Here is a 20,541-nt window from a genome sequence, read left to right on the forward strand (position 1 = left end):
GAGCGTCTATATGTACCAAACCCATCATTTTAAAGACAAGTTTATCTTATTTTTAAAGATATTTTTCCCTATCCTGATTTATCAATTTGCCAATTATTCTGCCTCCTTTGTTGATACGACTATGACTGGTCAATACAACACCATGGACTTGGCTGGTGTGTCTATGGCAACCAGTATCTGGAATCCTTTTTTTACATTCCTGACAGGGATTGTGTCAGCCCTGGTACCCATCATTGGTCACCATCTTGGGCGAGGCAAAAAGGAAGAGGTTGCGTCTGATTTTTACCAGTTCATCTATCTGGCCTTGGGTCTATCTATGCTCTTGCTGGGGATGGTACTTTTCTTGGCACCACCAATCTTGAATCATATTGGACTAGAAGCACCGGTGGCGGCAGTAGCGGTTCGCTATCTCTGGTTTTTATCTATCGGGATTATCCCCTTATTGCTTTTTAGTGTCATTCGTTCCTTGCTGGATTCGCTGGGCTTGACCAAACTGTCCATGTACCTCATGCTTTTGTTGCTTCCTCTCAATAGCGGATTTAACTATCTCTTGATTTACGGGGCATTTGGTGTTCCAGAACTGGGAGGTGCTGGTGCTGGTTTAGGAACATCCTTGGCCTACTGGGTCTTGCTGGGGATTTCTGTTCTGGTTTTATTTAAACAGGAGAAGCTCAAAGCCTTACACCTTGAGAAACGCATTCCACTTAATATGGATAAAATTAAGGAAGGAGTTCGCTTAGGTCTTCCTATAGGGGGAACTGTCTTTGCAGAAGTAGCTATCTTTTCCGTGGTTGGCTTGATTATGGCTAAGTTCTCATCCTTGATTATTGCTAGTCACCAGTCAGCAATGAACTTTTCAAGTCTCATGTACGCCTTTCCTATGAGTATCTCATCTGCTATGGCTATTGTCGTTTCCTATGAAGTAGGAGCCAAACGATTTGATGATGCGAAAACCTATATTGGTCTAGGAAGATGGACAGCCCTTATTTTTGCGGCCTTCACCTTATCTTTCCTTTACATTTTTAGAGGAAATGTGGCCAGTCTTTATGGTAACGACCCAGAATTCATCGATTTGACAGCGCGATTTTTGACTTATAGTCTTTTCTTCCAGTTAGCAGATACCTTTGCGGCACCGCTTCAGGGAATTTTACGGGGGTATAAGGATACCGTTATTCCTTTTTACCTTGGTTTGGTTGGTTACTGGGGGGTGACACTCCCAGTAGCTATGGTATTCGACTCTCTAACAGATTTTGGAGCTTATTCTTACTGGATTGGCTTGATTATTAGTCTAATCGTGAGTGGGGCGCTCTACCGTTGGCGTCTAACTGTGATTATGAAGAGATTTGAATCTTTAGCAAAATCTAAATGCTAAAAAGTTTGTGAAAAAATATTATTGATAAGAAAATCCCTTGTTTCCATGGGGTTTTCTTTTTTATTTTGTGAAATTTACATGAGAAAAACTTTGACAGTATTTTCCAAAAACGGTAAAATGGTAAGGTAAGAAGAAAGTTAGAAAGGCAAGAAGATGTCAACTTTAGATAAAAATCTTTTGCTCGAAATGTTCCGTAAGATGGAAGAAATCCGTCGCATGGACTTAAAAATTGCACAATTAGTAAAGAAAGGGAAAGTGCCAGGAATGACGCACTTTTCTGTTGGTGAAGAGGCAGCTAACGTGGGGGCTATGTTAGCTCTCAATCCAGATGATCTGATTACCTCAAACCACCGTGGTCATGGACAAGCTATTGCCAAAGGAATTGACCTTAATGGAATGATGGCTGAAATCCTTGGAAAATACACCGGAACCTGTAAAGGTAAAGGTGGATCTATGCATATAGCCGACCTTGATGCTGGTAACCTTGGTGCCAATGGTATCGTAGGTGGAGGTATGGGAATCGCTGTTGGTGCAGCCCTCAGTCAGCAAATGCAAAATACCGGAAAAATCGTTGTCTGCTTCTTTGGAGATGGTGCGACCAACGAAGGTGTTTTCCACGAAGCAGTGAACATGGCTTCTATCTGGAACCTGCCAGTCATTTTCTATTGCATTAACAACGGTTACGGTATCTCTGCGGATATCAAGAAAATGACCAATGTAGAACATATCCATCAACGTAGCGCCGCTTATGGAATTCCTGGAATGTTCATCGAAGACGGTAACAATGTCATCGATGTCTATGAAGGATTTAAGAAAGCTGTAGATCATGTTCGTGGTGGCAATGGTCCAGTCTTGATTGAAAGTGTAACTTATCGCTGGCTTGGTCACTCATCATCTGACCCTGGTAAATATCGTACACGTGAAGAAGTGGAATTGTGGAAACAAAAAGACCCAATCGAAAACCTCCGCAAGTACCTCATTGAAAATAATATTGCAAGTGCCGAAGAATTGGAAGAAATCCAAGCGCAAGTAAAGGAAGCAGTAGAAGCTTCTGTTAAATTTGCAGAGGAAAGTCCATTCCCACCGCTTGAATCAGCCTTTGAAGATATATACGCAGACTAAGGAGAAAGAGATAAAATGGAAACAAAAACAATGTCCTTCCGTGACACCATTATCCTTGCTATGTCTGAGGAAATGCGTCGCGATGAAAATGTGTTCTTGATGGGAGAAGACGTCGGTGTCTTCGGAGGAGACTTCGGAACTTCTGTTGGAATGCTTGAAGAATTTGGTCCAGAACGTGTCCGTGACTGTCCGATTTCTGAAGCAGCCATCTCAGGGGCAGCAGCAGGAGCAGCCATGACAGGACTTCGTCCAATTGTCGATATGACCTTTATGGACTTCTCGGTCATTGCCATGGACAATATCGTCAACCAAGCTGCTAAAACACGTTATATGTTTGGTGGTAAAGGTCAGGTTCCAATGACTGTTCGTTGTGCAGCAGGTAACGGAGTTGGTTCTGCAGCCCAGCACTCGCAATCTCTAGAGTCTTGGTTTACTCACATTCCAGGACTTAAGGTTGTAGCGCCAGGTACACCTGCGGACATGAAAGGATTACTTAAGTCTTCTATCCGTGATAATAACCCTGTTATCATTCTTGAGTACAAGTCAGAATTTAACCAAAAAGGGGAAGTGCCAGTTGATCCAGACTACACAATCCCACTTGGAGTTGGGGAAATTAAACGTGAAGGAACGGATGTAACAGTTGTTACTTACGGGAAAATGCTTCGCCGTGTGGTTCAAGCAGCTGAAGAATTAGCAGAAGAAGGAATTTCAGTTGAAATTGTGGATCCTCGTACCCTTGTTCCACTTGATAAGGATATCATCATCAACTCAGTGAAGAAGACTGGTAAGGTTGTTCTGGTCAACGATGCCCATAAAACAAGTGGCTATATTGGTGAAATTTCAGCTATTATTTCAGAATCAGAAGCATTTGACTATCTAGATGCACCAATCCGCCGTTGCGCAGGAGAAGATGTGCCAATGCCTTACGCACAAAACCTAGAAAATGCAATGATTCCAACAGTTGAAAGCATCAAAGATGCCATCCGTAAAACGTATAACAAAGAATGAAATTACATAAGATAATTTATGTAAAAATCATATCCTGTCACAAAAAGAGTCGGTTCGATAATAACCGACGAAGGATTTAGTAAGTCTACAGGGTTTACCGATTGATAGCGGCAACCGTAACAACTTGAGATATATTTCGTATCCAAGTGATTTGAAGAGTTGCGACATGAATGAGTTGAATCGATAATATTCGACGAATGAATTAGTAAGTCTACAAGGTTGACCGCTTAATAGCGGCAACCGTAGTAACTTGAGATATGTTTTGTATTCAAATGATTTGAAGAGTTGCGACATGAGTGAGTCGAATCGATAATATTCGACGAATGAATTAGTAAGTCTACAAGGTTGACCGCCAAATAGCGGCAACCGTAGTAACTTGAGACACGTTCCGTGTCCAAGTTACTTGTAGAGTTGAACACGGGCTAAAAGTTCGGAAAAAAGATTAATCTCCTTGGCTTCATCGAAGCCAGCGTCGATTTCCTATTTTCACTTTGACTTTTGACGCCCTTAGTATCATGTAATTGAATTCGGACGGAGGTCTGCGAAAAAAAGATAGATTTCCTTGTGTTCATCGAACACATCGTCAATCTCCTATTTTTTCATTGCCCTCTTCGTCCTTAATATCTTATATTCGAACACAGGCTAAAAGCTCGGAAAAAAGATAAATCTCCTTGGCTTCATTGAAGCCATCGTCGATTTCCTATTTTTCAGTCGCTTTTTACGCCCTTAGTATCATAATTAGAATTGGAGAGGTCATGGCTGATGACAAGCTAAGAGCGACTCCTGCAGCTAGAAAGTTAGCGGATGATTTAGGGATCAACCTCTACGACGTTTCTGGCTCAGGTGCAAACGGTCGTGTCCACAAAGAAGACGTGGAAACTTATAAAGACACAAACGTGGTTCGCATTTCGCCACTTGCAAAACGAATTGCCCTCGAACATAACATTGCTTGGCAGGAAATCCAAGGAACTGGTCATCGTGGTAAAATCATGAAGAAGGATGTTTTGGCCTTGCTTCCTGAAAATATTGAAAACGAGACCATCAAGTCTCCTGCTCAGATTGAAAAAGTGGAAGAAGTTCCTGATAACGTAACACCTTACGGTGAAATCGAGCGTATTCCAATGACACCGATGCGTAAGGTTATTGCTCAACGGATGGTTGAATCTTACTTGACTGCGCCAACCTTCACCCTCAACTATGAAGTTGATATGACTGAAATGTTGGCTCTTCGTAAGAAGGTGCTTGAGCCAATCATGGAAGCAACTGGGAAGAAGACTACTGTAACAGACCTTCTTTCACTTGCTGTTGTGAAAACCTTGATGAAGCATCCTTATATCAACGCTTCATTGACAGAAGATGGCAAGACTATTATCACTCACAACTATGTCAATCTTGCCATGGCAGTTGGGATGGATAATGGATTGATGACACCTGTTGTTTACAATGCTGAGAAGATGACTCTTTCAGAGTTGGTTGTAGCCTTTAAGGATGTGATTAGCCGTACCTTGGATAGTAAATTGGCTCCAAGTGAACTGCAAAATTCAACATTTACTATCAGTAATTTGGGAATGTTTGGCGTTCAGTCCTTTGGTCCTATCATCAACCAACCAAACTCAGCTATCCTTGGTGTGAGTTCGACAATTGAGAAGCCAGTTGTCGTCAATGGTGAAATTGTGATTCGCCCTATCATGAGCCTTAGTTTAACAATTGACCACCGTGTCGTAGATGGTATGGCTGGTGCTAAGTTTATGAAAGACTTGAAAGAATTGATTGAAAATCCAATCTCAATGTTGATTTAAGAACAAGAGTATTCATTTTAAAGATATAGATAAAGGAAGGAAGACATGGCCTTAGAAGTAATTATGCCAAAAGCCGGCGTGGATATGACAGAAGGACAAATCGTCCAATGGAATAAAAAAGTCGGAGAATTTGTAAAAGAAGGAGAAATCCTTTTGGAAATCATGACTGACAAAGTCAGCATGGAATTGGAAGCCGAAGAAGATGGGTACTTGATTGCCATTCTCAAAGGAGATGGCGAAACTGTCCCTGTAACGGAAGTTATCGGTTACCTTGGTGAAGAAGGGGAAAACATCCCAACAGCTGGAGCAGCAGCCCCAGAAGCTAGCCCTGCACCTGCAGCAAGTGCTTCAAACGATGATGGTAAGAGCAATGATGCTTTTGATATCGTTGTGATTGGTGGAGGTCCTGCTGGTTATGTTGCAGCTATTAAAGCTGCCCAACTCGGCGGTAAGGTTGCCCTTGTTGAGAAATCTGAACTCGGTGGAACCTGCTTGAACCGTGGATGTATCCCAACCAAGACCTACCTTCATAACGCTGAAATCATCGAAAATATCGGTCATGCAGCAAACCGTGGTATCGTGATCGAAAATCCAAACTTCACTGTTGATATGGAAAAACTTTTAGAAACTAAATCTAAAGTTGTTAATACTCTTGTTGGTGGAGTTGCTGGTCTTCTTCGTAGTTACGGAGTTACTGTTCATAAGGGAATTGGTACCATCACTAAAGACAAGAACGTCTTGGTAAATGGTTCTGAATTGCTTGAAACCAAGAAAATCATCCTTGCTGGTGGTTCAAAAGTCAGCAAGATTAACGTCCCTGGTATGGAATCTTCACTTGTCATGACCAGTGACGATATTCTTGAAATGAATGAAGTGCCAGAAAGTCTTGTTATCATCGGTGGTGGTGTTGTCGGTATCGAACTTGGTCAAGCCTTCATGACATTTGGCTCAAAAGTGACTGTCATCGAAATGATGGACCGTATCGTCCCAGCTATGGATGCAGAAGTGTCTAAGAACCTTCGCTTGATCCTTGAGCGTAAAGGAATGACCATCTTGACTGGTACTAAACTGCAAGAAATCATCGAGGAAAATGGTCAACTTCGTATCAAGGTTGAAGGAAAAGACGATATTATCGCAAGCAAAGCTCTCCTTTCAATCGGTCGTGTTCCGGATCTTGAAGGTATTGGTGATGTTGAGTTTGAATTGGATCGTGGTCGCATCAAGGTCAACGAATACATGGAAACTTCTGTTCCAGGTATCTACGCACCAGGTGACATCAACGGTACTAAGATGTTGGCTCACGCAGCCTTCCGCATGGGTGAAGTTGCTGCTGAAAACGCCCTTAAAGGAAACCATGCTGTTGCCAAGTTGAATTTGACTCCTGCAGCTATCTACACACTTCCAGAAGTAGCAGCAGTTGGTTTGACTGAAGAACAAGCCCGTGAGAAATATGATGTCCAAATCGGTAAATTCAACTTTGCTGCTAATGGTCGTGCCATTGCTTCTGATGCTGCTCAAGGTTTCGTAAAAGTCATTGCAGATAAGAAATACGGGGAAATTCTTGGTGTTCACATCATTGGTCCTGCAGCTGCAGAATTGATCAATGAGGCGTCAAGCATTATCGAAATGGAAATTACTGTTGAAGAAATGCTGAAGACTATCCACGGACACCCAACCTACTCTGAAGTGATGTACGAAGCATTTGCGGATGTTCTAGGAATGGCTATCCATTCACCTAAGAAAAAATAAAAGAAAGATAGAATAGACTGGAAAATATCTTTCCAGTCTCTATCGTATAAAGGGATATCATGAAATACATTATCAATCATTCAAACGACACTGCCTTTAATATTGCCTTGGAAGAATATGCCTTTAAACACCTTTTGGATGAGGATCAAATCTTCCTACTTTGGATTAACAAGCCATCTATCATTGTTGGTCGTCACCAGAATACCATCGAAGAAATCAACCGTGATTATGTTCGAGAAAATGGTATTGAGGTGGTCCGCCGTATCAGCGGTGGTGGAGCTGTTTACCACGATTTAAATAACCTCAACTACACGATCATTTCAAAAGAAGATGAAAATAAGGCATTTGACTTCAAGAGCTTCTCGACTCCAGTCATCAATACACTAGCTCAACTTGGGGTTAAAGCTGAGTTCACAGGTCGTAATGACCTTGAGATTGATGGTAAGAAGTTCTGCGGCAATGCCCAAGCCTATATCAATGGCCGTATCATGCACCACGGTTGCTTGCTCTTTGACGTTGATTTGTCAGTCCTTGCTAACGCTCTCAAGGTTTCAAAGGACAAATTTGAGTCAAAAGGTGTGAAATCTGTCCGTGCTCGTGTCACCAATATTATCAATGAATTACCAGAAAAAATCACGGTCGAAGAATTCCGTGACTTACTCTTGGAATACATGAAAAAAGAGTATCCAGAGATGACAGAATACGTTTTTTCTGAGGAAGAATTAGCTGAAATTAACCGCATCAAGGATACTAAGTTTGGTACTTGGGACTGGAACTACGGTAAATCACCTGAATTTAACGTCCGTCGTGGAACAAAATTCACTAGTGGTAAGGTGGAAGTCTTTGCTAATGTCGTCGAATCAAAAATCCAAGACATCAAGATTTATGGAGATTTCTTTGGTATTGAAGATGTTGCTGCAGTAGAAGATGTCCTTCGTGGGGTGAAATACGAACGCGAAGATGTCCTTAAGGCGCTAGAAACCATTGATATCACACGCTACTTCGCTGGTATTAGCCGTGAAGAAATTGCTGAAGCGGTAGTAGAGTAAAGAAAAGCTATTTGTTAGTCATTGTGTGTTGCAGAAAAGATATTATCTAGATATGATAAGTCTTAAAACCTGCTGAATGAGAATCAAAAAGAACTAACTTACAGTGCTTAATAAAAAAACTCGGAAGTTTGTTCTGAGTCAACTAAATACGACTATTTGCAATTGAATATAGAGATGAGAAGGTCAGTAGTAGATTGTCTGCAAGGTGACACAGACATGAGTTGTTTTTGATTTCCGCATAGTATTAACACCCCAAAAGACTATTATCTCTTATAGTTGAACGATACCTCAAAAGTTAGATAGAGAAAATCTAATTTTTGGGGTATTTTGCAGTTCTTAATTTAGGCTTTTTTAGTATCAAAAGATGTTTCATAAAATATGGACTCAACCTTTCAACTTAATCCTATTTATTACTTACTATCTCCAATAAAAGTGAAAAGGATGGAAAAAAGGTTGCATTTATGATATAATTTATTTTAAAGACCTTATTAGAAATCTTGAAAGAGTATTAAAAACTTAGAATGAGAAAAATTGTTATCAATGGTGGATTACCACTACAAGGTGAAATCACTATTAGTGGTGCTAAAAATAGCGTTGTGGCCTTAATTCCAGCTATTATATTGGCTGATGATGTGGTGACTTTGGATTGTGTTCCAGATATTTCGGATGTAGCCAGTCTTGTCGAAATTATGGAATTGATGGGAGCTACTGTTAAGCGTTATGATGATGTCTTGGAGATTGATCCAAGAGGTGTTCAAAATATTCCAATGCCTTATGGTAAAATTAACAGTCTTCGTGCATCTTACTATTTTTATGGGAGCCTCTTAGGCCGTTTTGGTGAAGCGACAGTTGGTCTACCGGGAGGATGTGATCTTGGTCCTCGTCCGATTGACCTACACCTTAAGGCTTTTGAAGCTATGGGGGCCACTGTTAGCTACGAGGGAGATAACATGAAGTTATCTGCTAAAGATACAGGACTTCATGGTGCAAGTATTTACATGGATACGGTTAGTGTGGGTGCGACGATTAATACGATGATTGCTGCGGTTAAAGCAAATGGTCGTACCATTATTGAAAATGCAGCCCGTGAACCTGAAATTATTGATGTAGCTACCCTCTTGAATAATATGGGAGCCCATATCCGCGGGGCAGGAACTAATATCATCATTATTGATGGTGTTGAAAGATTACATGGAACCCGTCATCAGGTGATTCCAGACCGTATCGAAGCTGGAACATATATATCTTTAGCTGCTGCAGTCGGCAAGGGGATTCGTATAAATAATGTTCTTTACGAACACCTAGAAGGATTTATTGCTAAGCTGGAAGAAATGGGAGTGAGAATGACTGTATCTGAAGACAGCATTTTTGTCGAAGAGCAGTCTAATTTGAAAGCAATCAATATTAAGACAGCTCCTTACCCAGGCTTTGCAACTGATTTGCAACAACCGATTACCCCACTTCTACTAAGAGCGAATGGTCGTGGTACAATTGTTGATACGATTTACGAAAAACGTGTAAATCATGTTTTTGAACTAGCAAAGATGGATGCGGACATTTCGACAACAAATGGTCATATTTTGTACACAGGTGGACGTGATTTGCGTGGGGCAAGTGTTAAAGCAACTGACCTGAGAGCTGGGGCTGCACTAGTCATTGCTGGGCTTATGGCTGAAGGTAAAACTGAAATTACAAATATCGAGTTTATCTTACGTGGTTATTCTGATATTATTGAAAAATTACGTAATCTAGGAGCGGATATTACACTTGTTGAGGATTAAACCGTAGAGGTGTTTATGAATATTTGGACCAAATTAGCAATGTTTTCTTTTTTTGAAACGGATCGCTTGTATTTGCGTCCTTTCTTTTTTAGTGATAGTCAAGACTTCCATGAGATAGCCTCAAATCCTGAAAATTTACAATTTATTTTCCCAACTCAGGCAAGTCTGGAAGAAAGTCAATATGCATTAGCAAATTACTTTATGAAGTCCCCTTTGGGAGTGTGGGCAATTTGTGACCAGAAAAATCAACAAATGATTGGTTCTATTAAATTTGAGAAGTTAGATGAAATCAAAAAAGAAGCTGAGCTTGGCTATTTTTTGAGAAAAGATGCTTGGTCGCAAGGATTTATGACAGAGGTTGTTAGAAAAATTTGTCAGCTTTCTTTTGAGGAATTTGGCTTAAAACAATTATCTATCATTACCCACCTTGAAAATGAAGCTAGCCAAAGAGTTGCTCTTAAGTCTGGATTTCGTTTGTTCCGTCAGTTTAAGGGAAGTGATCGCTACACAAGAAAAATGCGGGATTATCTTGAATTTCGGTATATAAAAGGAGAATTCAATGAGTAAGCATCAGGAAATTCTAAGCTATTTGGAGGAATTACCAGTAGGTAAAAGGGTCAGTGTTCGTAGTATTTCCAACCATCTGGGAGTCAGTGATGGAACGGCCTATCGCGCTATCAAGGAAGCTGAAAACCGTGGAATTGTGGAGACCCGTCCTAGAAGTGGTACTATCCGTGTTAAATCTCAGAAAGTTGCTATAGAGAGATTAACTTTTGCTGAAATTGCTGAAGTGACTTCTTCTGAGGTTCTGGCTGGGCAAGAAGGTTTAGAGAGAGAATTTAGTAAGTTTTCAATCGGTGCCATGACTGAGCAAAATATTTTATCTTACCTTCATGATGGGGGACTCTTGATTGTTGGTGACCGGACTCGTATTCAATTATTAGCGCTGGAAAATGAAAATGCAGTTCTGGTTACAGGTGGATTTCAGGTTCATGATGATGTGCTTAAACTGGCCAATCAAAAAGGAATTCCTGTTTTAAGAAGCAAACATGACACTTTCACTGTCGCGACCATGATCAATAAAGCCCTTTCAAATGTACAAATCAAGACTGATATTCTGACAGTTGAGAAACTTTATCGTCCGAGTCATGAATATGGTTTTCTGAGAGAAACCGACACAGTCAAAGATTATTTGGACTTAGTTCGTAAGAATCGTAGCAGCCGTTTCCCAGTTATCAATCAACATCAGGTTGTTGTTGGGGTTGTTACCATGAGAGACGCTGGTGATAAGTCACCAAGTACCACAATTGACAAGGTCATGTCTCGTAGTCTATTTTTGGTTGGATTATCGACAAATATTGCCAATGTGAGTCAACGGATGATTGCTGAAGACTTTGAAATGGTACCGGTTGTTCGAAATAATCAAACCTTGCTTGGGGTTGTAACCAGACGAGATGTCATGGAGAAGATGAGTCGTTCCCAAGTTTCTGCTCTACCTACTTTTTCTGAGCAGATTGGTCAAAAACTTTCTTATCATCATGATGAAGTAGTGATTACAGTGGAACCCTTTATGCTAGAGAAAAATGGAGTTTTAGCCAATGGTGTATTGGCAGAAATTCTGACTCACATGACCCAAGATTTAGTTGTGAATAGTGGTCGCAATCTCATCATCGAGCAAATGCTGATCTACTTTTTGCAGGCTGTTCAGATAGATGATATACTGCGCATTCAAGCACGCATTATCCACCATACTAGACGATCAGCTATTATTGATTACGATATTTATCATGGTCATCAGATTGTTTCAAAAGCAAATGTGACTGTTAAAATTAATTAGAAACTAGGAGAAATAATGATAACATTAAAATCAGCTCGTGAAATCGAAGCTATGGACAAGGCTGGTGATTTTCTAGCAAGTATTCATATTGGCTTGCGTGATTTGATTAAGCCTGGCGTAGATATGTGGGAAGTTGAAGAATACGTTCGCCGTCGTTGTAAGGAAGAAAATTTCCTTCCGCTTCAGATTGGGGTTGACGGTGCCATGATGGACTATCCTTATGCTACCTGCTGCTCTCTTAATGATGAAGTGGCTCACGCTTTCCCTCGTCACTATATTTTGAAAGATGGTGATTTGCTCAAAGTGGATATGGTTTTGGGAGGTCCTATTGCTAAACCTGACCTGAATGTCTCAAAATTAAACTTCAACAATGTTGAGCAAATGAAGAAATACACTCAGAGCTATTCTGGTGGTCTTGCAGACTCATGTTGGGCTTATGCTGTTGGTACACCGTCCGAAGAAGTGAAAAACTTGATGGATGTAACTAAAGAAGCCATGTATAAGGGGATTGAGCAAGCTGTTGTTGGGAACCGTATTGGTGATATTGGTGCGGCTATTCAAGAATACGCTGAAAGCCGTGGTTACGGTGTAGTGCGTGATTTGGTTGGTCATGGTGTTGGCCCAACCATGCACGAAGAACCAATGGTTCCTAACTATGGTATTGCTGGTCGTGGACTTCGTCTTCGTGAAGGAATGGTTTTGACCATTGAACCAATGATCAATACAGGTGACTGGGAAATTGATACAGATATGAAGACTGGCTGGGCCCATAAGACCATTGATGGTGGCCTATCTTGCCAATATGAACACCAATTTGTGATTACGAAAGATGGACCTGTTATCTTGACTAGTCAAGGTGAAGAAGGGACTTATTAAAATAAGTAAAATTAGATTGAAGAAAAAGTGCCTCTTTGGACAATTTTCTTCAATTTTTTCTTTTATCTATAGTGAAATGAAAAAACCGAACAATTTGATTGAGAAATTCAAATCAATTTCTAACAATGTTTTAGAAAACATAGTGTACTATTAAAGAGTTTGTTTCATATAATATAATTGCAAAAATAGTTAACCGTAGCAAACTTGATACAAATTTTAATATTTATAGTACAATAGGTTTAAATTCTTAAGAAAGTTGGTTCTTTATTGGAAACGCTAGTATTTTCAATCTCCGTTTTTTTAGCAGGGGTCTTGTCCTTCTTTTCTCCTTGTATTTTTCCACTTCTGCCAGTTTATGCTGGAATTTTGCTGGATGATCAGGAAAGTGCAAAAAGCTTTTCTTTATTTGGTAGAAAAGTTGCCTGGTCAGGTTTAATTCGAACGCTTTGCTTTATCGCAGGTATTTCTCTCATTTTCTTTATTCTAGGATTTGGTGCTGGTTACTTTGGTAATATTCTCTATGCCAATTGGTTTCGCTATACCATGGGTACGATTATCATTATTTTGGGCCTTCACCAGATGGAAATTTTTCATTTTAAGAAATTAGAGGTTCAAAAAAGCTTTACTTTTAAGAAATCAGAAGCCAATCGTTATTGGTCGGCCTTTTTACTCGGTATTACCTTTAGTTTTGGTTGGACGCCTTGTATTGGTCCAGTTTTGAGTTCTGTTTTAGCGCTTGCGGCTTCTGGAGGCAATGGTGCTTGGCAAGGAGCGATTTATACCTTGATTTACACTCTAGGGATGGCTATTCCTTTCTTGGTTTTGGCTCTAGCTTCAGGTGTAGTGATGCCTTATTTTAGTAAAATCAAACGCCATATGATGTTACTGAAGAAAATTGGTGGTTTCCTCATTATTTTAATGGGAATTTTATTACTATTAGGACAAGTAAATGTTCTAGCTGGAATTTTTGAATAAAGGAGAAAAAGATGAAAAAAGTAATGTTTGCTGGCTTAAGCCTCTTGTCATTAGTTGTATTGATGGCCTGTGGTGAGGAGGAAACTAAAAAGACTCAAGCAGCACAACAGCCAAAACAACAAACGACTGTACAACAAATTGCTGTTGGAAAAGATGCTCCAGATTTTACCTTGCAATCCATGGATGGTAAAGAAGTTAAGTTATCGGATTATAAGGGTAAAAAAGTCTATTTGAAGTTTTGGGCTTCCTGGTGTGGTCCATGTAAGAAAAGTATGCCAGAGTTGATGGAACTAGCGGCGAAACCAGATCGTGATTTTGAAATTCTTAGTGTCATTGCACCGGGTATTCAAGGCGAAAAAACTGTTGAGCAATTCCCACAATGGTTCCAAGATCAAGGTTATAAGGATATCCCAGTTCTTTATGACACAAAAGCAACCACATTCCAAGCTTATCAAATCCGAAGCATTCCTACAGAATACCTGATTGACAGTCAAGGAAAGATTGGAAAGATACAATTTGGTGTTATCAGCAACGCGGATGCAGAAGCAGCCTTTAAAGAAATGAACTAGAATAGATAAAGAGAATCTGATTACAAATTTCATGGTATAATAGATGGTAACCGTAACGTTGCCGTCTTTTTTGTCGGCCAATAGAAAGAGAAGAGAATGTTAAAGAAAAATGATATTGTAGAAGTTGAAATTGTTGACTTGACCCATGAAGGGGCAGGAGTTGCCAAGGTGAATGGTTTGGTCTTTTTTATCGAGAATGCTTTACCGAGTGAAAAAATCCTCATGCGAGTTCTCAAGGTCAATAAAAAGATTGGCTTTGGGAAAGTTGAAGAATACCTTATCCAGTCACCACACCGTAATCAAAATCTAGATTTGGCTTACTTGCGTTCAGGAATCGCGGATTTAGGACATCTTTCTTATCCAGAACAGCTCAAATTTAAAACCAAGAAAGTCAAGGATAGTCTATACAAGATTGCTGGAATTGCAGATGTAGAAGTTGCTGAAACGCTTGGTATGGAAAATCCAGTCAAGTACCGCAACAAGGCCCAGGTCCCTGTTCGTCGAGTAAATGGTGTCTTGGAAACTGGCTTTTTCCGTAAGAATTCCCACGATCTCATGCCTTTGGAAGATTTCTTTATCCAGGATCCTGTAATTGACGAGGTAGTAGTAGTCCTACGCGACTTGCTCCGCCGTTATGATTTGAAACCTTATGATGAAAAGGAGCAGTCTGGCTTGGTTCGGAATCTTGTGGTGCGTCGCGGACACTATTCAGGGCAAATTATGGTCATTTTAGTAACAACTCGTCCTAAAATTTTTCGTGTCGACCAATTGATTGAACAACTAATCAAGCAGTTCCCAGAGATTGTGTCTGTTATGCAAAATATCAATGACCAGAACACCAATGCTATTTTTGGTAAGGAATGGTGCACACTTTATGGACAAGACTTTATCACTGACCAGATGTTGGGAAATGACTACCAAATCGCTGGTCCAGCATTTTACCAAGTCAATACTGAAATGGCGGAGAAACTCTATCAAACAGCCATTGACTTTGCGGAGTTAAAAGCAGATGATGTGGTCATTGATGCCTATTCAGGGATTGGAACGATTGGTCTCTCTGTGGCGAAACACGTCAAGGAAGTCTATGGTGTTGAAGTGATTCCAGAAGCAGTTGAGAATAGCAATAAGAATGCCCAATTAAACAATATTTCAAACGCCCACTATGTCTGTGATACAGCTGAAAATGCCATGAAGAATTGGCTCAAGGAAGGTATTCAACCAACCGTTATTCTAGTGGACCCACCAAGAAAAGGACTCACCGAGAGTTTTATCAAAGCTAGTACCCAAACAGGAGCAGACCGCATCGCCTATATCTCATGCAATGTCGCAACCATGGCGCGTGATATCAAACTCTACCGAGAATTGGGATATGAATTGAAGAAAGTACAGCCAGTGGATTTATTTCCTCAAACGCACCATGTTGAGTGTGTAAGTTTATTAGAGAAACGTGGCTAATCTTCTCGCTTTTTCATTTTAAGACGAGAGGCTTCAAAGCTCCACTGGAGCTTTGAACTCCCCAAACCTTTTTAGTCCTGCAGACACATCACATTGAAGCAGTTACGTTGATGTCAAGGAAGGATAAATAAAGTCTGAAAAGTGGCGTATTTCTGGCTTTTTGTAAGGTTGGCATCATCAGAGAAACCTTACGAAAAGCTCGGTTTTCTTATATGTAAATATATCTACTAAGTGAATTTGTCGAGGCTTAAAAAATGAGTGGTAGGGTTTAGGCTGTGGATTAGATGTCAGGAGTTGTGGCATTGATTTGGATAGCAAGCCTGACCGCAGTTCAAGCCACTCGATACTAAGTGTCAGCCTTGGTAGTGGAATAGATGACAATAAAATTTTTAAAAAGTTCACCCAAAACATATAAATAGTGATATAATAATTAGTTATAAAGGAAGGAGGTTGAGACAATGAGCTATAAAGTTTTAGATGTATGTCGCCATGTTATTAATTATAGCAATGAGCACGACTATGGCATCTCAAATTTAAAACTTCAGAAGGTACTTTATTTTATTCAGGCTTATTTTCTGACAAAAAAGAAAGACCACACTCCTTGTTTTGATGAGAAAATTGAAGCATGGGATTTTGGACCAGTTGTGCCAGAAGCATACCATGAATATAAACAGTATGGAAGTGGAGATATTCCTACGATAGAATCTTTTATTATGTTTGATGAAGATAATGTTTGGAATTCTAAAAGAGTTGAATTTGAGGACACAGCAATTTCAGATGATGATAAATCTCTTATTGATAAAGTCGTAGATAAATTTGCAGATTATTCAGCGACAGACCTTGTGTCATTGACGCACAGACAGTCGCCATGGATTAATGCATACGCTCCATATCAGAATAAGGAGATAACAATTGGGTCAATAATGGAGTATTTTTATGAATGATGATAATTTGGATCTATTGTTCCGAACGACAGATAATACAATAATGACGCTGGAGCAGTCAAAAAAATTTACAAACACCAAAAGACAAATTAACGGTATATGCCGAGCGTTGACTCTAGAGACTCAGAAGTATGACCCAAAGAAAACAGTCAGAAATATAGAATCATATATTTTATTAAGTAATAAGTTAGACAGAATTCTTTATTCGGAGATAAGTAATTATGCCTATGCGTTGGAAATGTCAGAACGAGGGATTTTTGCTACAAATTTAGAAAAGTTGTTGCTTTATTCACTTGATGATAAAAATGATGTAAATGATGACTGTAAGAAGATGATTGTAAAGATTTACGACCATTTTCAGCTGGCATTACATCAGATTGAAAACGTTAATAATATTTTTGCTAATAGTATTGAAGAGGCAAAAGAGAACCTACAAAAGCAAATAAAAGGTGTTGAAAAAGAATATATCTCCATACTTGGGATATTCGCCGCAATTGTATTGGCATTTGTTGGAGGAATAACATTTTCAACATCCGTTCTGCAGAATATTTCTGTGGTAAGCGTATTTAGACTACTGCTGGTAGTTGATTTCTTGGCATTTGTTCTTATTAATGAAATATATATTTTGGTAAAATTTATTTTTACAATTAACGAGAAGGATGCAAAGCTCTTTAATATTAAGGCGTTGAATATTGCATGTTTAGCTATTGCTATAATTATTGTGATTTCATGGACACTCAATGCAAACCAGATTCGAGACTTTATTTCTCAGTTTTTACCTTGGAGTAAATCATAACCATTCGTCTATGTACTGACCCCAAAAAGTTAGAAAAAATAATAATTGAAAGGATTCAGTTCTGTATTGTACAGGGCTAAGTCCTTTTAGTTTTACCTTAATTCGTTTATTGTTGTAGTAATCAATATAGTCTACAATAGCTTCTTCAAGGTCTTCTAAAGACCTAAAATTCTTCTCATATCCATAAAACATCTCAGACTTAAGAATACCAAAGAAGGATTCCATCATGCCGTTATCTGGACTATTTCCCTTACGTGACATAGATGCTTGAATTCCCTTACTCTCTAGGAACCGATGATAAGAATCGTGTTGGTATTGCCAACCTTGGTCACTATGGAGAATCGTATTCTCGTAGTGTTTTTCTGTGAAGGCCTGTTCCAACATCGTTTTTACTTGTTCTAAATTAGGAGAACAAGAAAGATTAAAAGCAATAATTTCGCTGTTAAAGCCATCTAAAACAGGCGATAAATACAATTTCTGCGTGCTATTTGGAATGGCAAACTCTGTTACATCCGTATAGCACTTTTCCATTGGTTTGGTTGCTTCAAATTGACGTTGAATAAGATTGTCCGCTTTCTTGCCAATCTCTCCTTGGTAAGAAGAATACTTTCGTTTCCGACGAATTCGAGCACTTAAACCAAGGATTTTCATCATACGTTGGACCTTCTTATGATTCATCACAAAGCCACGATTCCTTAGTTCTAAGTGGATCCGACGATAGCCATATTTGTCCTTATGCTCACAATAAATGGCCTGAATTACAGCTTCAAGTTCCTGATCCTTATCCGTTTGCCCTAGATGTTTTAAGTGGTAATAATAGGTCGAACGGGCAAGCTTAATAATCTTTAGAAGAATATCTAAAGAAAACTCTGTTACAAATCCTTGAACAATTTCCGTTTTTCTTTTTCCTCCTTCAAGTAAGACCTTATCAATCATTTCTTTTTTTAGTTCTGGAGAATAATAACAATTCTTACCTTTCTTGACGATTTTTATCCCATAACGGTCAATTAATTTCATCATGTATCTTAACCCAGAAACATCTAAATCAAATCTTTTTGAAAGCTGCTTGAATCTTTGACCTAGCTTTCTAAGTTCATAGATTTGAACTATATACTCATAACTCAATTTCATAATAAAACACCCCAAAAGTTAGATTTTTTCTGTCTAACTTTTATGTTGCAGTTTTTCAATTTATACATGGTATAATTAAAATAATAAAAGATTGAGGATTTTTTATGAGTAAAGAAGCAGTATTTCAAAATGTAGAATCACTACAACAAGTTGTAAACATAATTAATGAAGCAGCGGCAGCTCTTAATGATAAAACACGTACAATAAGAGAGAGTCCAATTCCAGAAGTGTTAGCTGGTGCATTGGGGGCAGGTATTGGTGGGATAGGTTCATTCGCAGCTCTTTATGGTTTAGGTACTGTAGGGTTATCAGCGGCTGGCATTACTTCAGGTCTTGCAGCTATTGGCGGTGTCGTTGGAGGTGGTATGGTAGCTGGAGTGTTTGTAATGGCTGCTCCAGTCGTTGTATTAGCCGGAGGCGGTATATTATTAGCTTCTAATCTAAAAAATAAACAACTTAAACAGGAAAAAGAACGGTTATATAAAGAAGCATTACAAAAACATGAAGCTATTATACAAGCTCTGAAAACTGAGGCAGATGCTGATAAGGAACGCCTAGATTATTTACAGAGTTTAAATATCCTCCTAACTCAAGCAATTAAAGATTTGAAAAACGATTTAGGGGATTAACAATGAGTAAATTCATTTATTCTGATGAAGAACAAAAATTCAATAATATTTTAACTCATCAAACCAAAGAGTTAGATTTAATAAACAGACCCGATATGTCTATTGCAGAAGAACGTATAGAGGAAAGTGAAAAATTATTGAGAGAGCTAGGCTATACTCTGTCTGATTTACCAATACTAGATACCGAAACTAAAAAACAAACTATCGTTGTACCTAAATGGGAAGACTTAGTAATAAAAGCGGAGTGCGAAGTGGGTTCAATGAATGAACTAGATGCACTCTTCACAAATGAAGAATTTCAATCATTGAAGGATGATTTTAACAACATTCATAAACTTGATAAAATTGATATATCGATTTGTGCAGGAGCTGGTATATTAGCTGCGATTGTTGATATTCTTTTAATTGGAATACCTGAGAAAACTCCGAATGGTTTAAAAGGTGGCCCTTTATCTAATTATGTAAGAGACTGGTTTAATAAACGATTTCCTGAAGAAGAAATGGAAAAGTTGGCAAATTCAAAGGTTAGTAAAGTCCCTTTTGATGCTCAAGATAATCGTCATACTAAAGTAAATGTTAATGGACTATCTGCATATTATCATAGATTGTTATCTCTTGGACATGATCCCTTTCTTGGTTTAGTAATTGGTGTATGTGATATTCTAAATGGTAAGATGACTACTATTGATAAAACTGGGAAAATAGTATCTCAATTTATGGATAATTACACAGATAGAAAAGAAAGTGATATTTTTGCAGCAATAGCAAAGCAGATAATTCATTTTAAATCTGATATTACGACATCAATGGGATTACCTGCACCATTGATGGGATTATTTAATTTGCTTCAGTTTGGAAAAATTGGTGACGAGAATCAAACGATAGCAGAAATAGTACAAGGAATGTATTACGAAGGCTATGATTTCATTCATTTTAGTAGTATGGCTATTTCCACAATGATTATTGAAGTTATAATAAGAATTGGATACGCCCTTAAGAAAATCAACGAAGGACATTCAATAAAAAATTCTATTCCTTTTTCGTTGGATAGAGAGAAACACCCCAAATTACATACGATGCTATTCATTGGACATTCTATAGCCGCATCTGCTAATGCAGGGAAAATCTACTTTACAAAAAATCCTATGATAATAAATTACGCACAATGGATTACTTTTGCAAAATATTCATACTCTCAGTTAAAGTGGGTACTTATTGAGAAATCCGAATTGAGAGCTTCATATGTTTCGGATAAGATTTATAAGGAAACTCAGGAAGTTTATGAAAAAGTAAATCTTACCTTTAATAACTTCAGTAATGATAGGTTAGTTATATTTGATTAAATTAATAAACTTAGATAAAAGGAAAACAATGAAAAAAAGTCTATACAATCTATTGTCAATGATTCCAATATATGGAACATTTTTAAAATTTTCAAGTAAAGGTGAA

General features: G+C 38.7%; 18 protein-coding genes. 17 read left to right on the forward strand and 1 reads right to left on the reverse strand.

Annotated elements, in window-relative coordinates; genetic code table 11:
* Nucleotides 1-10 precede the first annotated feature (10 nt).
* From pdrM to CYK16_RS04330, 15 genes are all read left to right on the forward strand, one after another.
* Nucleotides 11-1,372: a sodium-coupled multidrug efflux MATE transporter PdrM gene (gene pdrM, locus CYK16_RS04260; RefSeq protein ID WP_060805543.1), complete on the forward strand. Its 1,362-nt coding sequence runs from the start codon at nucleotides 11-13 to the stop codon at nucleotides 1,370-1,372.
* 153 nt (nucleotides 1,373-1,525) lie between these two features.
* On the forward strand, nucleotides 1,526-2,494 hold the full coding sequence (locus CYK16_RS04265) for a thiamine pyrophosphate-dependent dehydrogenase E1 component subunit alpha (RefSeq protein ID WP_000105367.1): 969 nt from the start codon (nucleotides 1,526-1,528) through the stop codon (nucleotides 2,492-2,494).
* 15 nt (nucleotides 2,495-2,509) lie between these two features.
* Nucleotides 2,510-3,502, forward strand: a complete 993-nt coding sequence (locus tag CYK16_RS04270) for an alpha-ketoacid dehydrogenase subunit beta (protein ID WP_000448714.1) — start codon at nucleotides 2,510-2,512, stop codon at nucleotides 3,500-3,502.
* A 755-nt stretch (nucleotides 3,503-4,257) separates the two neighbouring features.
* Entirely contained in the window at nucleotides 4,258-5,301 is a 1,044-nt protein-coding gene (locus CYK16_RS04275; protein ID WP_060805542.1) for a dihydrolipoamide acetyltransferase, read from the forward strand.
* 45 nt (nucleotides 5,302-5,346) lie between these two features.
* Nucleotides 5,347-7,050 (forward strand): dihydrolipoyl dehydrogenase, encoded by a 1,704-nt coding sequence (gene lpdA / locus CYK16_RS04280; RefSeq protein ID WP_060805541.1) that lies wholly within the window; start codon nucleotides 5,347-5,349, stop codon nucleotides 7,048-7,050.
* Between the two features lie 59 nt (nucleotides 7,051-7,109).
* Nucleotides 7,110-8,099 (forward strand): lipoate--protein ligase, encoded by a 990-nt coding sequence (locus CYK16_RS04285; protein WP_060805540.1) that lies wholly within the window; start codon nucleotides 7,110-7,112, stop codon nucleotides 8,097-8,099.
* Nucleotides 8,100-8,620: 521 nt separating this feature from the next.
* The gene (locus CYK16_RS04290; RefSeq protein WP_001227091.1) at nucleotides 8,621-9,880 is read left to right on the forward strand and encodes a UDP-N-acetylglucosamine 1-carboxyvinyltransferase; all 1,260 of its coding nucleotides are present in this window, start codon (nucleotides 8,621-8,623) and stop codon (nucleotides 9,878-9,880) included.
* 15 nt (nucleotides 9,881-9,895) lie between these two features.
* Entirely contained in the window at nucleotides 9,896-10,447 is a 552-nt protein-coding gene (locus CYK16_RS04295) for a GNAT family N-acetyltransferase (RefSeq protein ID WP_060805539.1), read from the forward strand.
* Nucleotides 10,440-11,717: a CBS-HotDog domain-containing transcription factor SpxR gene (gene spxR / locus CYK16_RS04300; protein ID WP_023942527.1), complete on the forward strand. Its 1,278-nt coding sequence runs from the start codon at nucleotides 10,440-10,442 to the stop codon at nucleotides 11,715-11,717. Before CYK16_RS04295 ends, spxR begins: the two co-directional genes overlap by 8 nt.
* Nucleotides 11,718-11,732: 15 nt before the next feature.
* A complete protein-coding gene (locus CYK16_RS04305) occupies nucleotides 11,733-12,593 on the forward strand; it encodes a methionyl aminopeptidase (protein WP_060805538.1) in 861 nt (286 codons plus the stop codon).
* A gap of 267 nt (nucleotides 12,594-12,860) precedes the next feature.
* Nucleotides 12,861-13,568, forward strand: a complete 708-nt coding sequence (gene ccdA2, locus CYK16_RS04310; protein WP_060805537.1) for a thiol-disulfide oxidoreductase-associated membrane protein CcdA2 — start codon at nucleotides 12,861-12,863, stop codon at nucleotides 13,566-13,568.
* A gap of 11 nt (nucleotides 13,569-13,579) precedes the next feature.
* A complete protein-coding gene (sdbB, locus tag CYK16_RS04315) occupies nucleotides 13,580-14,137 on the forward strand; it encodes a thiol-disulfide oxidoreductase-associated lipoprotein SdbB (RefSeq protein WP_060805536.1) in 558 nt (185 codons plus the stop codon).
* Nucleotides 14,138-14,233: 96 nt separating this feature from the next.
* Entirely contained in the window at nucleotides 14,234-15,592 is a 1,359-nt protein-coding gene (rlmD, locus tag CYK16_RS04320) for a 23S rRNA (uracil(1939)-C(5))-methyltransferase RlmD (RefSeq protein WP_060805535.1), read from the forward strand.
* A 458-nt stretch (nucleotides 15,593-16,050) separates the two neighbouring features.
* A complete protein-coding gene (locus CYK16_RS04325) occupies nucleotides 16,051-16,536 on the forward strand; it encodes a Panacea domain-containing protein (protein ID WP_060805534.1) in 486 nt (161 codons plus the stop codon).
* On the forward strand, nucleotides 16,529-17,332 hold the full coding sequence (locus CYK16_RS04330) for a hypothetical protein (protein ID WP_101776697.1): 804 nt from the start codon (nucleotides 16,529-16,531) through the stop codon (nucleotides 17,330-17,332). The genes CYK16_RS04325 and CYK16_RS04330 overlap by 8 nt, the downstream gene beginning before the upstream one ends.
* Here CYK16_RS04330 and CYK16_RS04335 read toward each other — a convergent pair.
* Entirely contained in the window at nucleotides 17,327-18,463 is a 1,137-nt protein-coding gene (locus CYK16_RS04335; protein WP_101776751.1) for an IS3 family transposase, read from the reverse strand. The genes CYK16_RS04330 and CYK16_RS04335 overlap by 6 nt on opposite strands.
* Nucleotides 18,464-18,567: 104 nt before the next feature.
* Between CYK16_RS04335 and CYK16_RS04340 the strand changes: the two genes are divergently transcribed.
* A complete protein-coding gene (locus CYK16_RS04340; RefSeq protein WP_000031285.1) occupies nucleotides 18,568-19,092 on the forward strand; it encodes a hypothetical protein in 525 nt (174 codons plus the stop codon).
* A 2-nt stretch (nucleotides 19,093-19,094) separates the two neighbouring features.
* The gene (locus CYK16_RS04345; protein WP_060805532.1) at nucleotides 19,095-20,435 is read left to right on the forward strand and encodes a hypothetical protein; all 1,341 of its coding nucleotides are present in this window, start codon (nucleotides 19,095-19,097) and stop codon (nucleotides 20,433-20,435) included.
* The last annotated feature ends 106 nt before the right edge of the window (nucleotides 20,436-20,541 follow it).

The sequence above is a fragment of the Streptococcus oralis subsp. dentisani genome (assembly GCF_002860905.1).
GTDB classification, from domain to species: domain Bacteria; phylum Bacillota; class Bacilli; order Lactobacillales; family Streptococcaceae; genus Streptococcus; species Streptococcus oralis_BA.

Bases quoted from the DNA above. Each gene is read 5' to 3' on its own strand.
- pdrM (WP_060805543.1), top strand. From the start codon at position 11: ATGTACCAAACCCATCATTTTAAAGACAAGTTTATCTTATTTTTAAAG.
- CYK16_RS04265 (WP_000105367.1), top strand. From the start codon at position 1,526: ATGTCAACTTTAGATAAAAATCTTTTGCTCGAAATGTTCCGTAAGATG.
- CYK16_RS04270 (WP_000448714.1), top strand. From the start codon at position 2,510: ATGGAAACAAAAACAATGTCCTTCCGTGACACCATTATCCTTGCTATG.
- CYK16_RS04275 (WP_060805542.1), top strand. From the start codon at position 4,258: ATGGCTGATGACAAGCTAAGAGCGACTCCTGCAGCTAGAAAGTTAGCG.
- lpdA (WP_060805541.1), top strand. From the start codon at position 5,347: ATGGCCTTAGAAGTAATTATGCCAAAAGCCGGCGTGGATATGACAGAA.
- CYK16_RS04285 (WP_060805540.1), top strand. From the start codon at position 7,110: ATGAAATACATTATCAATCATTCAAACGACACTGCCTTTAATATTGCC.
- CYK16_RS04290 (WP_001227091.1), top strand. From the start codon at position 8,621: ATGAGAAAAATTGTTATCAATGGTGGATTACCACTACAAGGTGAAATC.
- CYK16_RS04295 (WP_060805539.1), top strand. From the start codon at position 9,896: ATGAATATTTGGACCAAATTAGCAATGTTTTCTTTTTTTGAAACGGAT.
- spxR (WP_023942527.1), top strand. From the start codon at position 10,440: ATGAGTAAGCATCAGGAAATTCTAAGCTATTTGGAGGAATTACCAGTA.
- CYK16_RS04305 (WP_060805538.1), top strand. From the start codon at position 11,733: ATGATAACATTAAAATCAGCTCGTGAAATCGAAGCTATGGACAAGGCT.
- sdbB (WP_060805536.1), top strand. From the start codon at position 13,580: ATGAAAAAAGTAATGTTTGCTGGCTTAAGCCTCTTGTCATTAGTTGTA.
- rlmD (WP_060805535.1), top strand. From the start codon at position 14,234: ATGTTAAAGAAAAATGATATTGTAGAAGTTGAAATTGTTGACTTGACC.
- CYK16_RS04325 (WP_060805534.1), top strand. From the start codon at position 16,051: ATGAGCTATAAAGTTTTAGATGTATGTCGCCATGTTATTAATTATAGC.
- CYK16_RS04330 (WP_101776697.1), top strand. From the start codon at position 16,529: ATGAATGATGATAATTTGGATCTATTGTTCCGAACGACAGATAATACA.
- CYK16_RS04335 (WP_101776751.1), bottom strand. From the start codon at position 18,463: ATGAAATTGAGTTATGAGTATATAGTTCAAATCTATGAACTTAGAAAG.
- CYK16_RS04340 (WP_000031285.1), top strand. From the start codon at position 18,568: ATGAGTAAAGAAGCAGTATTTCAAAATGTAGAATCACTACAACAAGTT.
- CYK16_RS04345 (WP_060805532.1), top strand. From the start codon at position 19,095: ATGAGTAAATTCATTTATTCTGATGAAGAACAAAAATTCAATAATATT.